This is a genomic window from Pseudomonas veronii, assembly GCF_001439695.1.
In the GTDB taxonomy this organism is placed as follows: Bacteria; Pseudomonadota; Gammaproteobacteria; order Pseudomonadales; family Pseudomonadaceae; genus Aquipseudomonas; species Aquipseudomonas veronii.
Genome location: NZ_JYLL01000004.1, coordinates 75,640 through 89,298, shown reverse-complemented (window position 1 = coordinate 89,298; position 13,659 = coordinate 75,640). Strand labels below are relative to the sequence as shown.

Below are 13,659 nucleotides of genomic sequence, written 5' to 3'. Positions count from 1 at the left end.
GCGCGAACGCCTGTAAGCAGGGTGAACCGCACCTGCGCCTGGCACTGCGCAATACCAGGTAACGGTGTTTTGGCTGAATGAAGGAATCAAGACCGCTTCTGTCGCTACACACGGTTAATGCCACGGGCACTGCCCCCCCTGGCGTCATCTCGTAACCTCAGGCGACAGACCTCATGACCAGTGTTTCCACGCACATCACCGCACAACCCCAGCCATTCGCCCTATCCCACCTGCCACTCGCCAGACACAAACGCGAAGCCCCTGCCCCCACCGAGTCGGCAGGCGACGCTCGTACCGAAGGCGATCGCGCATTGGCGGCCGAATACAGTACTGCGTTGCTGCTGGCGGCCAATCGCGAGAGCAATATCAACATCCGCCCGATACCTGCCGATTCCTCATTCGGTCGGTGGTGGGGGCAGTTGCGTGCCGCCTTTCGATCACCTGACGTCGTTCAGTGGATGCGTGACAAAGGTATTAATGCTGAGTCGATAACACTCAAACCGGAATCGGGAACGATCACCTTCAAGCTCAAGCCTTCGGTTGATCCCGAGCAGAAACTGCATACCGTCGGGCAAGACGACAGGCGCTGGGGCGCGATCAGCAGCCCCATCCTCCAGGCCGCGCGCGTGATCAACGCGGGCCACGAGGATACGGCCTTCACGCCGCCGGCAAGTGATCTCAGTGAATCCGCACCTTGGTTTATGGTGGGGCGGTTTTATCAAGAGCGGCAAGACCTTACAGGGCCGGCGATGCGCAGGCGCGCTGAAGAACTCGACCGGGACCAAGGTTTTTCACCTCTCGACCCGAGCAGCGCGGCAGGCTTGATTGAATCGCGTAGCGCGGACGCGCTCCAAAAACAGGAAGCCACGGTGGGCGATGTGCTGAATCGGCATGAGGCCATCAACGAGCTGCGGCACCTGGCAAAGTCCGTGGACATCCGCAATCCCGAGCAAATCCCGGGCGAATTGAAGAAGCGGACGCTCTCTCTGTCTTCCCCGAGCACCTACCAACCCATCAGTGCTAGCCAATCGAACAGGGTCAGCCTCGTGCAATTCCTGGAAGATCATGGCTGGCATATTCCCACCCATCACGAACAGCTGGAGAACCTCGCAACCGCCCTCTCAACCCCAGCGCCCAAGATGCCGGCACACGGTAACCTCGGCGGAGCGCTGGCTTGGCCTGTGCCGCTGGATCAGGGAGACCTGCAACAGCTGAAGGCAGATATTGGTACGGGCAAAATTGGCGATATTGACTTAGGACCGTCAAAAAATGTCCTGGACTACCTGCTGAGCGGCAGGACAATTTCCGCGGCGGAACAGAGTAACCCGCGACGGCTGATCGATACCTGGATCACATCGCCCAGAGGCAAGGCGCTGGGTGAGGCCATTCAAACTGCGTTCGAGACGCGGGGTGTCAAAGGCAGTGCTTCTGACTGGCTGCTCACGGCCCTGAACAGCGAAAGCGCCAGCGTCTCTGGCGACGACGTCGATCACCAAGCCCCTGGTCAAATTGAAGGCTATCGGCTGGTCTCGGCGGAGAACTCGGGCAAATCACCGTCGACGGTTGTCAAGGAGCTGGAGGATCACCTGGTCGCCAAAGGCAAAGCCTCATCCCCGGAAAAAGCCACGATTCAGGCTCACCTGTTACTGGCCAGCCGGGCACCGGAATTCCTGATCAAGGACATCCCGGAAGGCGTCGTCGTGGGCACCCACAGCTGGGTCAGTCTTGCCACGGCGGTTGCCCGAATCGAAGCGAAAGCGCCAGGAAACACGGCGTCGATGAGCTACGCCGACGTTATGCTCGAAGCCAGCGTTGCGCCGATCTCTGACGACGAACGCACTGTCGAATATGTCGCCCAGACCGACGCAATCAAACACTGGAGCGTTGCCAACGGTATGGATTACCCGTCGACGGATGCCTCAATGACGACTGCCCGCGAGGCCTACAGCGCGCAGATTCGAGAGTTGAGAGAGGCTGCGCAAACGCACATCGGGCAAATGCCGACGACGAGGGGCATTGCGCTGGAACAGTTAAAAGTAGCGCTGCCTCACGTCGACCCGGAACTGTTCGAAGAAAAAACTATCACCCTGCAGCCTTCCAACCGACACTTCCCCGGGCCTTACTCGATACTGGACATGTATATCGATGGTCGAGGACTCAAAGGCGCACCGGACTCAGCGGATAATTGGGGGGAAGCGGGCCGTGGTTTCGTGAACCTACTGACATTTGGCGGCGTCACTCTGCGGCCGGACGGTCGTCCCAGCGCATGGGTGTCCTCCTCGGACGGGTTCAGCATTAGCGATGTGCTGGAACGGCTTAACGAACTACCGCGCCCGACGGAGATATTCAACGAGACGTTCTCGGATTACTCCAGTGCCGTCAAAAAAACGACCGCCGCGCAGCTCAAGCACCTTATTTCGAAACAGCCGCTGGAGGATCGGCAGAATCTGGAGTTTGGCAAAATAACAATCCGCAAAGAAATGTCGTTCCACCGCGCCGATCAGCCCAGGCGTGTTTCAGACGGTGTTCTGCTGGTCGAGACCGAGCGCAATGGCCAGCGCATGAGCTATGAAATCGACCGACTAAAAGGGACGGTGACCAAGCTGCCGGACAAGACTTATCGGGACTATGAGCCGACGGTTCATTCTATAAAAGCAGGCAAACGTTTTGATGAGGTAAAACCCGCAGGTCACTATGCAGCGGGGATAACCCATGAAAACAAAGATGCACAAGGCGCACCCAATAGTTTCAGTAGCGCTAGAACCCAATACATCGTTGATGCATTGGTAGAGGATATCAACTTGCCTGCGGTGGAGAAGTACGCCAAGGGCAGAACCACCTTTGACTCTGAAGTACCGCTGCATGAGACCGTTGAGGAGATCGCGCTCAACCTGATCCCGTTACGGTCAGCCATTGTTAATTTTACCAACGGCAATGTTGGTGGGGGCGTTGTCGATCTTGCCTTCGATATCTTTGGTTTCGCCGTCGGCTTGGGAGCCGCGGCAAAAGGCGCGAAAGTCGCGGCGGCCGGCGCATCGACAGTTGCCAAGGTTGGTCAGGTCGCCAAGATTATAGGGCGCGCGACCGTGGGCGCACTCAATCCATTGGACGGGGTTGCCGACCTGGTTCGTGGCGTGGCGAACGGCCTGCATCGAGGCGTCAGCACAGCGATCAAGGGGGTCAAACATCTGCGCGGCTCTTACCGAGGTGTCGATCTACTTGAATTGGCGAAAAAAACCGACGTCGCCGAAGGCACACTCAAAACAGCTAATGGCACACGCGAAAGCAAAGCGCTGGGCAAATTCGATGAGGCGACCAATAAGTGGTACGCCTACGATCCGCTCGCGAAGCAGGCATACGGCAGGCCGTTGGACAATTTCAGCGTTGACACGCCGAGGTTGAATGACCCCAATAGCCTGCACTCGATCGGCAGTAATGATGTGGTGAAGACCGCCAGTCAGCAGCACGGCGTGGCAGCAACCGGCACATTCAGCGTGGGGCAAGAGACGGTCGAAGGTAACGTGGTTTTGTTTCAAGGTAATTGGCATCGCTACGACGCGATCAATAAACGTGCCTTCGGCCCGCCGCTGACAGATTTCAAACCGAGCCGGGTCGCGGCCAATGGTGACGTGAGGTCGATGGACGCCGATTTGTTGGGCTATGAGGTCAAGTACATTGCGCCCCAAGAGTTATCGACAAAAGGCTTACAGTCCAATGTGTACGTGGGTCGCAGTAAAAAAGAATATGTAAAAATCGATGATAAGTTTTATGAGTCACACCTCAAGGATGGCCAGCGAGTTATCCGGCATCCGACGCGCACTGGGCCTGACCTACCGGTCAGGGATCTGGGGCTTTCCGGATGGGAACCACTCTCCAGAACCGACCGCCTCCTGGGGGGCGCGGGCGGCAACCCCTGGAACCCCGGAGAAAATACCTACTTAATCCCGCTGGACGATATCCACCTGACGGGAAACCCGACACGCCCCTATTCGCTGAACCACAAGGGCGTAGAACATGATGTCACCTTCAACATCTATGCCGGTACGTGGAAATCCAGCAACCTCAAACCAGCAAGCGGTGCCCAAGATCAGGATTACTTCTGGAGGAGTGGCAAAGGAAAATGGCAACGGGGAACGTTTAGTGAGTTTAAACACGCAAAAAAAGTCGATGCCCGCGCGTTTAAATATGTTGATGTTTCCCCTCCGACAATTTTACGGGTTCCAAAAGATGCTCACCCTATCCCCAAACAGATTCACTACTTTTGGGCCGGCAGTGACATTCCGCCGAACCTGATAGAAAACATCGCCAACAACTCTGCCAATGCACCTGGGTATAAATCCATTATCCATGTAGATGCGGACAGCCCGGCGATGTTCGAAAAAATCAAAAGCAAATTGCACACTCAAGCGCCTGGCCTAAGCGTCATGAATCTGCACGAGGACGATTTTTTCAAACAATTGAAAGACACTGAAATGTACAACTATTTTCGACAGGGGCAAGGTAAAAATCTCGCCGCCACTTCGGATGTCGCCCGTTACCCACTGATGAATAAATACGGAGGCATTTACCTCGACACCGATGATGCGATTCCAGTCAATATTGGCGCTACCGCATTGAAGGCGGGCTCCAGCGACATTCTGCTTAACAGACCCGTCGCCCATACTATTACGGACTACAAACCCTTCTACAACACCAGTAACTTTGCGACACAGCCTGGCAATCCGGTTATTAACGATATGATCGCGGAGATGAACAAGCGATTTTCCGCTAACAAAGCTTACTTTGAAAGCAACCGCCCCACCGTCACCAGAGGCCCCGGAGGGGAAATCCAATACACCTCTGAATTTCGCACCTACGAAAGTAAGATTTTCGAGACGGTAGGCCCAACAATGTTTGATGACGTGCTCCAGTCAAAAAGACCTGACATGTACCATCTGGGCCTCGATGGGTTGGCTAAAGAATCGAAGATTGTCGACGGTAAGCTGGTCTCATCCGGACCGATAGTCGATATTGAACGTGAAGCGCGCCAATATTATGCGAGCAAGGGTATTACTCCGCCGGACCTGCTGGGTAATCAGATAAAAAAGATGAAGGAGCACTACCTATCACTTCTTCACCAACTCCAGATAAGGATTGGCGCCGAACACTCCTGGATAGGAACATGATCAACTAATGCTCATACCGGCAGCCGGCCAACGCTGGCAAAGTATGAACAATCAGTCTTGATGTTCACCGCTGCCAGGGTCCGCCGCGTCATCCGGTTCCTTGAGCGGCACTTCTGCATCATCCATCAGCGACCCCGGGTCTTCGTTGCCGGGGTCGTTGAGGTCTTCTTCCGAATCTTTTGACATGACCGTCTCCTCTGATCGCCTTGACATAGCGTAGCTCTTTTGAATAACGCGGCCTGCGTCAAGATGAGGCCCTGCGCGGGTCGTTAAAGTTCCGATGAATCCCTGGCCGGGCATTCAGAGACGTTCAAGTTCGCGTATGCACCGTTGTAGTGCGCGCGCCGTTCCCTGGTGGCGAGTAAACGCGCTCGCCACCAGGGAATAGAGACGCTTTGCCGGTTTCGGCACAGGCATTGCTTAATCCATTCATCGTTCACCCGTCATGCCCGGATACAGGAGCATTCGTTACCCCCCGACCCAGAGCCGACCCCATAAGAAAGTAAGGACCTGGCCCGATGGCACCCTGCGCCACGGGCTCATAAAAAATGCGTTTTTCAAAGCGGCAGTGCCCCCCCGCGCTTCCCTCGGCACTGACAAGGTACTGGAATGGCTCGATCTTTCTTTGATGAAATGAATGACGCACACGGTGTATGCCGCGCGCACTATCAGGAATTCTCCCGCTGGCTGGCCAATACGCCGCCAGAACTGCTGGACCAGCGTCGCCGCGAAGCCGACCTGTTGTTCCACCGCGCCGGGATCACCTTCACCTTGTATGGCGACGAGCAGGACACCGAACGCCTGATCCCCTTCGACATCATCCCGCGCAGCATCCCTGCCAGTGAATGGAGCATCATCGAGCGTGGCTGTATCCAGCGCGTCACTGCGCTGAACATGTTCCTTGCCGATATCTACCACGACCAGCGCATCATCAAGGCCGGGATCGTTCCGGCGGACCAGGTGCTGGGCAACGAGGGTTACCAGAAGGCGATGGTCGGCCTCGACCTGCACCGCGACATCTACTCGCATATTTCCGGGGTGGACCTGGTGCGCGATGGCGACGGCACCTACTACGTGCTCGAAGACAACCTGCGCACGCCCAGCGGTGTGAGCTATATGCTCGAAGACCGCAAGATGATGATGCGCCTGTTCCCCGAAGTGTTCGCCAAACAGCGCATCGCGCCAGTGGACCACTACCCCAACCTGCTGCTCAAAACCCTGAAAAGCGCCAGCCGCCTGGACAACCCCAATGTGGTGGTGCTGACGCCGGGGCGCTTTAACAGCGCATTTTTCGAGCATGCGTTCCTGGCCCGGGAAATGGGTGTGGAGTTGGTGGAAGGCGCCGACCTGTTCGTGCAGGATCTCAAGGTGTTCATGCGTACCACCGACGGCCCCAAGGCCGTGGACGTGATCTACCGCCGTATCGACGACGCGTTCCTCGACCCGCTGGCGTTCAACCCGGAGTCGATGCTCGGCGTGCCCGGCCTGGTCGCGGCCTACTGCGCCGGCAACGTGGTGCTGGCCAACGCCATCGGCACCGGCGTCGCGGACGACAAGTCGATATACCCCTACGTGCCGGAAATGATCCGCTTCTACCTGGACGAAGAACCGGTCCTGCAAAACGTGCCGACGTTTCAGTGCCGCAAGCCGGATGAGCTGTCCCATGTGCTGGCCCACCTGCCGGAACTGGTGGTCAAGGAAACCCAGGGCTCCGGCGGCTACGGCATGTTGGTCGGCCCCGCTTCCACGGCGGCTGAGATCGAGGACTTCCGCCAACGCATCAAGGCGCGTCCCCACGCCTATATCGCCCAACCGACCCTGAGCCTGTCCACCTGCCCGACATTTGTCGAAAACGGCATCGCCCCCCGGCATATCGACCTGCGCCCGTTCGTGCTGTCGGGCAAGGAGACCCGCCTGGTACCCGGTGGCCTCACGCGCGTGGCGTTGCGCGAAGGGTCGTTGATCGTCAACTCGTCGCAAGGCGGCGGAACCAAGGACACCTGGGTGGTGGAGGGCTGAGTATGTTGAGTAGAACCGCCGCAGACCTTTACTGGATGTCCCGTTACCTGGAGCGTGCCGAGAACCTGGCGCGCATGCTCGAGGTCAGTTATTCGCTGTCATTGATGCCCCAGGCCGGGCGCAGCGATGGCCTGGACGAACTGGCGATGTCGCTGCTCAGCAGCGGCACCCTGGACAGCTACCTGGAGCGCCACGGCCAACTGGATGCCGAGCGCATGCTGCACTTCTTCGCCCTCGACGAAGAAAACCCGGCCAGCATCTACAACTGCCTGCGCGCCGCGCGGGGCAACGCCCATGCCGTGCGCGGGCGCATCACCGCCGACATGTGGGAAAACCTCAACGCCACCTGGCTGGAAATGCGCAGCATTGCCGCCGGCGGGCTGGCGCGCCATGGCATCAGCCACTTCTGCGATTGGGTCAAACAGCGTTCGCACCTGTTTCGCGGGGCGACGTCCGGCACCATCATGCGCAATGACGCCTACCGGTTCATTCGCCTGGGCACCTTCGTCGAGCGCGCCGACAACACCTTGCGCCTGCTGGATGCGCGCTACGAGATGTTCGGCGAGGAATCGGAGGAAGTCAGTGACTTGTCGGCACGCGGTTATTACCAGTGGAGCGCCCTGCTCCGCGCCCTGTCGTCATTCGAGGCGTACACGGAGCTGTATCCGAATGCGCTGAATGCACGCTCGGTCTCGGAGTTGCTGCTGTTGCGCAGTGATGTGCCGCGTTCGTTGCATGCCTGTATCGAGGAACTGAGCCACATTCTGGCGGACTTGCCAGGCAGTTATGGGCGCACCGCGCAGCGCTTGGCCGCCGAGTTCGAAGCGCGGCTGCGCTATACCGGGATCGACGAAATCCTCGAAGCAGGCTTGCACAGCCGCCTGACGGAATTCATCGACACGGTACGCGAATTGGCGCGGGCGATTCACTGCTCGTACCTGGAGGTGGTTTAGACACCGAGGGGCGCGTGCTTTCGCTCGCGGTATTCCCGCGGGGAGCAGTTCATCAGGCGCTTGAAGGCACTGCTGAACGCGCTGTCCGACTGATACCCGAGTGACTGGCCGATACAGGAAACACTTCTGGCAGACGTGTTCAAGGCCTGTAACGCCAGGTGCATGCGCCAGCGCGTCAGATACTCCTGGGGCGCCATTCCGACCCGCTGCTTGAAGTGCAGGGCAAAAGTCGAACGGGACTGGCTCGCGACACCGGCCATGTCGCTCAAGGTCCAGCGGCGTGCCGGCGCGGCGTGTATTTGCTGCAGTACCGGCGCCAACCGCGGATCGTTCAACGCCGCCAACCAACCGGTGGTAGTGGCGCCCATGGATGACTGATAGAGGCGCAGGATCTGCACCAACATCATTTGCGCCAGATGCTCGGTCATCAACGCCGCGCCTTGCATCGGGCTGGCATATTCCCGAGCCAGGCGATCCAGACACCAGCGCAACACGCTGGCCTGCTCGGACCTCGCACTGATACGCACCACCGGCGGCAACCCCTCCAGCAATAGACGGGCGTCGTCACCGTAGCTAAAGCGCCCGCCTATCAGGAACAAATCCACAGTCTCACCCAGGCGAGCGATCCCCCCCACAGCGTCACGGTACACCGCGCGCGCGTCAACGCCCTCCAGTGCAAGGTTGCTGGACAACCTCCAGGGACGGTTCTGCGTCAACAAAAAGCAATCGCCCTCGCTCAAGGGCATCGGTACGGGCATGCCCTCGACTTCCAGCCAACACTTTCCCTCCACCACGGCATTGAACTTGATGCCCTCCGGCGGTGGAAAATCCAGGGCCCAATCACCGCCAGCCTTGAGGCCGGCGAAATAGGACCGATGACTCTTTAACAGCGCCACCACGTCAGACAGGGTATCCATAAAAAAACTCCGGACGATCGCGACAGAAATACGGACTTTATGGCGTTTCGCGTCCGGCATCCAGGGGAGAACATAGCGGCTCCCCCTGGAGAATTCCCTATGATCAATAAACAACGCCCTATCGAGAGTGGATTCGACGGCACGACAACCGCTATGCAAGCGTTGGCGGGTAAAGATTTGCACGGTATGACTGCCATCGTCACCGGTGGTTATTCAGGCATTGGCCTGGAAGCCGTTTTAGTCGCTATCGCCCACCACCGAGGCAACAGCTGCCGCACCCGCGCTTCGCCGAACCGGTCATCGATCAACATCACCACGCCTTGGTCCTGCTGGCTGCGGATCACCCGCCCCGCCGCCTGCACGACTTTCTGAATGCCCGGGTACAAGTAGGTGTAGTCATAGCCGGAGCCGAAGATCGCGCCCATGCGCTGCTTCATCTGTTCGTTGACCGGGTTCAGTTGCGGCAGCCCCAGGGTCGCGATGAACGCGCCGATCAAGCGCGCACCGGGCAGGTCGATGCCTTCGCCAAACGCGCCGCCCAGCACCGCAAAACCGACGCCCTGGCTGTGTTCGGTGAACTGTTCGAGAAACGCCCGGCGCTCGGCTTCGGCCATGCCGCGTGACTGCTGCCACAGTGCGATATGCGGGTGTCGCTCGGCGAGTAACAGCGCCACTTGTTGCAGATAATCGAAACTGCTGAAGAACGCCAGGTAATTACCCGGTTGGTGAGCGAACTGCTCGGCGATCAATTCAACGATGGGCTCCAGCGAGGCCTGGCGATGCACGAACCGGGTGGAGACCTCATCGACAATCCGCACCCGCAACTGCGCGGCATTGAACGGTGATTCCACGTCGACCCAGGCAGTGTCCGCCGGCAGGCCCAGCAGGTCGGCGTAGTAATGGCGCGGGCTGAGTGTGGCGGAAAACAACACGCTGCTGCGCGCCGCCGTCAATCGTGGGCGGATGAATTCGGCGGGCACCACATTGCGCAGGCACAAGGTGGAACTGCTGCGCTTGCCGCGCAACTGACGCAGGCTGATATCAAAGATGAAATGTTCGTTGAACAGCTCGGCGACCTTGGCAAATTGCAGTGCCTCAAAATAGAACGCCTGCAGATCGCCATTGAGTGCTTCGGGGTGGTCGTTGAAATAGTCGCCCATGGCGCTGGCGCAAAGGCTCAGGGCCTGGAGCATTTTGTCGGGTCTGGCCGCGTAGGCCTGATACGGCGCGAGTTGGTCCTTGTGCAACGCGTTCCACTCACGATTCAAGCGCTGCAAGGGTTTCTTCAACGGCTCCGGCGCCGTATCGCGCACGGTCTTGAGGGTGTACTGATCAAGGCTGGCGCTGTACATCGATCGTGCGCGCTCCACCAGGTTATGGGCTTCGTCCACCAGCACCGCGACGCGCCACTGGTTGAGTTGGGCCAGCCCGAACAACAGCGCGCCAAAGTCGAAATAGTAGTTGTAGTCGGCGACCACCAGGTCGCTCCAGCGCGCCATTTCCTGGCTCAGGTAATACGGACAGAGGCCGTGCTCCAGGGCGACCTCGCGCAAGTTGTGTTGGTCGAGCAGGCGCACCTTGGCGGCCGCGATACGCGCGGCGGGCAAGCGGTCGTAGAAACCCTTGGCCAGCGGGCAGGATTCGCCGTGGCAGGCCTTGTCCAGGTGTTCGCAGGCCTTGTCCCGCGCCACCAGCTCCAGCACGCGCAGCGGCAGTTCGGGACTGCTGGCATACAGCACTTGCGCGGCGTCGAGGGCCAGCTTGCGACCCGGGGTCTTGGCGGTGAGGAACAACACCTTGTCCAGTTGCTGGGGCGCCAAGGCCTTGAGCATGGGGAAGATCGTGCCGACGGTTTTGCCGATGCCGGTGGGCGCCTGGGCCATCAGGCAGCGGCCGGTGCTGACGGCCTTGTACACCGACTCTGCGAGGTTGCGCTGGCCGGGGCGAAAGGCGCTGTGGGGGAACGCCAGGGCCTGTGCGGCGCGGTTGCGGGCGTCGCGGTGCTGCATCTCCTGGCGGGCCCAACCGAGAAACAACGCGCATTGGCGGTTGAAGAAACATTGCAGATCGGCGGCCGCAAAGCGCTGGTTCAGCGAGGTTTCGCCCTCGCCGACGATATCGAAATACACCAGCGCCAAATCGATGTGCGCAAGCCCGAGCTTCTGGCACATCAACCAGCCGTAGACCTTGACCTGGGCCCAATGCAATTGCCGATGGTTGGCGGGCTGGGCGTCGAGGTCGCCGCGATAGGTCTTCACCTCTTCGAGGCGGTTGCTGTCCGGGTCGTAGCCGTCCGCCCTGCCCCGCACCTTGAGTTCCTCGTACTCGCCTTCCAGGGCCACTTCGTTCTGGTAGTGCGCGCTGCGCCGCGAGGCGACCGTGCGATGGCCGGCGATGCCTTCCTGGGCGCTGGGCGATGGGGTAAAACGCAGGTCGAGGTCGCCGACCTTGGCCGTGAACTCACACAGTGCGCGCACCGCCACGGTGTAGCTCAAGCGGACTGCGCCCAGCGCACATAGCAGACGGTGACCGGCATCTGGTACTCGCCACAGAACTCCAGCCAGCGCAGTTGGTTGTCTTGCAGGCGATCGCCGGGGCCTTTGACTTCGATCATGCGGTAGGTTTTCTGCGCGGGCCAGAACTGGATCAGGTCCGGCATACCCGCGCGGTTGGCGCGAATATCCAGCAGCAGCCGCTCGAACCAGCAACGCAAGTGTTCGGCGGGCAAGCATGCCAAGGCCTGCTCCAATAGTTCTTCACTGAGCAGGTTCCAGAAGACAAAGGGTGACTGGATGCCCCACTTGTCCACGTACCGTTGGCGGATGGTGTGTTTGTAGCGGTCATCCTGCAGTTGCTCGAGACAGGCGGCAAACAGTGACGCACGGCGCTGATGGAAGTCTTCGCTGTGCAAATCCGCCGGCCCGCGCTGGAACGGGTGGAAAAATGCCCCCGGCAGCGGCGCGAAGATCGCCTCCCAGCACAGCAGGCCGAACAGCGAATTGATCAGGCCGTTTTCGACGTAGTACACCGGCGCATCGGGCTCGCTCAGATGCGCCTGCACGCAATACTCCACCGCCATCGAGGGCGGCGGCGGCGGGAGCGCCAGGTCCAGGCGCGTGACGTCCCGAGGCTTGGCCTTGGGCACGGCTGGCGCGCCCAGCTTGCGCCGCAGGCGCGGCAACACTCGCAGCAGGTGTTGCTGCTCGGCGGGGCTTTCCGGGGCCTCGTGGGCGGCACATGCCAGGGCCATCGCCTGGGCGTAGTCTTCCTGGCGCTCCAGCACGCGAATCAAGCGTGCGCGCGCGCCGGGATAAGCACAGGCCCGGTAGATCTGCTCGGCCAACGCCAACTCGGCACTGCGCTCGCAAGACTGGCCGACCTGGAACAACAGCTTGGCCCGGCGTTTTTCCAGCCAGGGGTTGTCGGTCTGCAACGTAGCGATCTGCGCCAGCACGCTGTCCAGCGCCTGCGCGGACTCAAAGGCTTGCTGGCACTGATGCAGGAACAGAAACCCCAGCACGTCATCGCGGCTGCGCAAACCACGGGACTGCGCGCAAAACTCGACTTTTTCGTAGGTATAGATGCCCAGGTCCGCCAGCACGAACTCCGACCAGTCCTGATGCAGGTTGCCGAAGAACATCAAGCGCAAGCGATCACACAAGTCCAACACGGTGACGCTGTAGAGCACGTCATCCAGCTCGGGGCACCAGTGGGCAAAGCAGCGACGCTCATCGAACTGCGGCGCCAGTTGCTCGAGCCAATCGGCCTTTTTGCCCTTGGGCTGCTCGATCCACGGCTGGAACGCGCCCAGCAACTCGCCCTTTTGCAGCAACCCGAACAGTTCGTCAAAGCCCAGCAGGCACTGATCATCCACCCAACCCAAAGCCTTCAGCGGGCGCGCTGCCGCATGAGCGCAGCCGATCTCCGGGTAATTGAGCTTGCCCGCTCGAAAATGCACGCCCTTGCGCATCACCAGACGTACCAGTAATGCCTGGGACGCCTGCGGCAACCTGTCGAATTGCTGAATGAAATGCGCTTCTTCAGCATCGAGCAGATCGGCATAGCGTTGTGCCAGCCAATCCAGCACCTGACGGAAGTTATGCAGGTAATACAGGGGGTTTTCGAGGGTTTCGGGCATGGTCCGCAGCGATTAAGTACTGGTTATGCATACAGAGTGCCGCCGCTGACGCGTTGTTGCAATCGGTAATAGATAAATGGCGCACGCAACTTTTTGCGTAAAAGTGATCAGATAGGGGAATTGATGGCGTAACATTTATGGCCCGCAGCCTCAGGCCGCGGGACTTTTCAGGGTTAAGGTAAGGGTTATGAACATGAAGAATTTGGGTCTGCCACTGGTTGCACTCACTTTTCTGGTATTGGCCGGTTGCGCGACGCAAACCGTAGTGACATTGCAGAACGGCACGCAGTATTTAACCAAAGACACGCCGAAGACCAAGACCGCCGACGGCTTCTATGAATTCACCGACATCGCCGGCAAGCGCATCCGCGTCAGGGCCGATGATGTGGCCACGGTTCGCAAGGAAGACTGATCCCTCCCTGCATCCCTCATCAAACATGTGGGAGCCCGCTTGCTCCCACCCTTTG

Annotated in this window: 8 protein-coding genes; 4 read left to right on the top strand and 4 right to left on the bottom strand. The window is 59.4% G+C overall.

Annotation, left to right across the window (positions count from 1 at the left end; translation table 11 throughout):
- Positions 1-173: 173 nt before the first annotated feature.
- On the top strand, positions 174-5,165 hold the full coding sequence (locus tag TU80_RS06570; protein ID WP_057004066.1) for a glycosyltransferase family 32 protein: 4,992 nt from the start codon (positions 174-176) through the stop codon (positions 5,163-5,165).
- 51 nt (positions 5,166-5,216) lie between these two features.
- On the opposite strand, the gene TU80_RS33685 is transcribed toward TU80_RS06570, so the two are convergent.
- A complete protein-coding gene (locus TU80_RS33685; protein WP_256350977.1) occupies positions 5,217-5,351 on the bottom strand; it encodes a hypothetical protein in 135 nt (44 codons plus the stop codon).
- A 423-nt stretch (positions 5,352-5,774) separates the two neighbouring features.
- On the opposite strand from TU80_RS33685, the gene TU80_RS06565 reads away from it, so the two are divergent.
- Together TU80_RS06565 and TU80_RS06560 are read left to right on the top strand one after the other, a co-directional pair.
- Positions 5,775-7,184, top strand: a complete 1,410-nt coding sequence (locus TU80_RS06565) for a circularly permuted type 2 ATP-grasp protein (RefSeq protein WP_026139870.1) — start codon at positions 5,775-5,777, stop codon at positions 7,182-7,184.
- Positions 7,185-7,186: 2 nt separating this feature from the next.
- Positions 7,187-8,137 (top strand): alpha-E domain-containing protein, encoded by a 951-nt coding sequence (locus TU80_RS06560; protein ID WP_057004065.1) that lies wholly within the window; start codon positions 7,187-7,189, stop codon positions 8,135-8,137.
- Here TU80_RS06560 and TU80_RS06555 read toward each other — a convergent pair.
- The 3 genes from TU80_RS06555 to TU80_RS06545 all read right to left on the bottom strand — a co-directional run bounded on the left by TU80_RS06555 (position 8,134) and on the right by TU80_RS06545 (position 13,192).
- Positions 8,134-9,054, bottom strand: a complete 921-nt coding sequence (locus tag TU80_RS06555) for an AraC family transcriptional regulator (RefSeq protein ID WP_046383354.1) — start codon at positions 9,052-9,054, stop codon at positions 8,134-8,136. The genes TU80_RS06560 and TU80_RS06555 overlap by 4 nt on opposite strands.
- A gap of 209 nt (positions 9,055-9,263) precedes the next feature.
- Positions 9,264-11,549, bottom strand: coding sequence for an ATP-dependent DNA helicase (locus TU80_RS06550; protein WP_057004064.1), 2,286 nt, complete (start codon positions 11,547-11,549; stop codon positions 9,264-9,266).
- On the bottom strand, positions 11,546-13,192 hold the full coding sequence (locus tag TU80_RS06545) for a VRR-NUC domain-containing protein (protein WP_057004063.1): 1,647 nt from the start codon (positions 13,190-13,192) through the stop codon (positions 11,546-11,548). The genes TU80_RS06550 and TU80_RS06545 overlap by 4 nt, the downstream gene beginning before the upstream one ends.
- Positions 13,193-13,379: 187 nt before the next feature.
- Here TU80_RS06545 and TU80_RS06540 point away from each other — a divergent pair, with 187 nt between their 5' ends.
- Positions 13,380-13,604 carry a YgdI/YgdR family lipoprotein gene (locus TU80_RS06540; RefSeq protein WP_017845718.1) on the top strand — a complete coding sequence of 75 codons (225 nt, stop codon included), beginning with the start codon at positions 13,380-13,382 and terminating at the stop codon, positions 13,602-13,604.
- Positions 13,605-13,659 lie beyond the last annotated feature (55 nt).

Bases quoted from the DNA above. Each gene is read 5' to 3' on its own strand.
- TU80_RS06570 (WP_057004066.1), top strand. From the start codon at position 174: ATGACCAGTGTTTCCACGCACATCACCGCACAACCCCAGCCATTCGCC.
- TU80_RS33685 (WP_256350977.1), bottom strand. From the start codon at position 5,351: ATGTCAAAAGATTCGGAAGAAGACCTCAACGACCCCGGCAACGAAGAC.
- TU80_RS06565 (WP_026139870.1), top strand. From the start codon at position 5,775: ATGGCTCGATCTTTCTTTGATGAAATGAATGACGCACACGGTGTATGC.
- TU80_RS06560 (WP_057004065.1), top strand. From the start codon at position 7,187: ATGTTGAGTAGAACCGCCGCAGACCTTTACTGGATGTCCCGTTACCTG.
- TU80_RS06555 (WP_046383354.1), bottom strand. From the start codon at position 9,054: ATGGATACCCTGTCTGACGTGGTGGCGCTGTTAAAGAGTCATCGGTCC.
- TU80_RS06545 (WP_057004063.1), bottom strand. From the start codon at position 13,192: ATGCCCGAAACCCTCGAAAACCCCCTGTATTACCTGCATAACTTCCGT.
- TU80_RS06540 (WP_017845718.1), top strand. From the start codon at position 13,380: ATGAACATGAAGAATTTGGGTCTGCCACTGGTTGCACTCACTTTTCTG.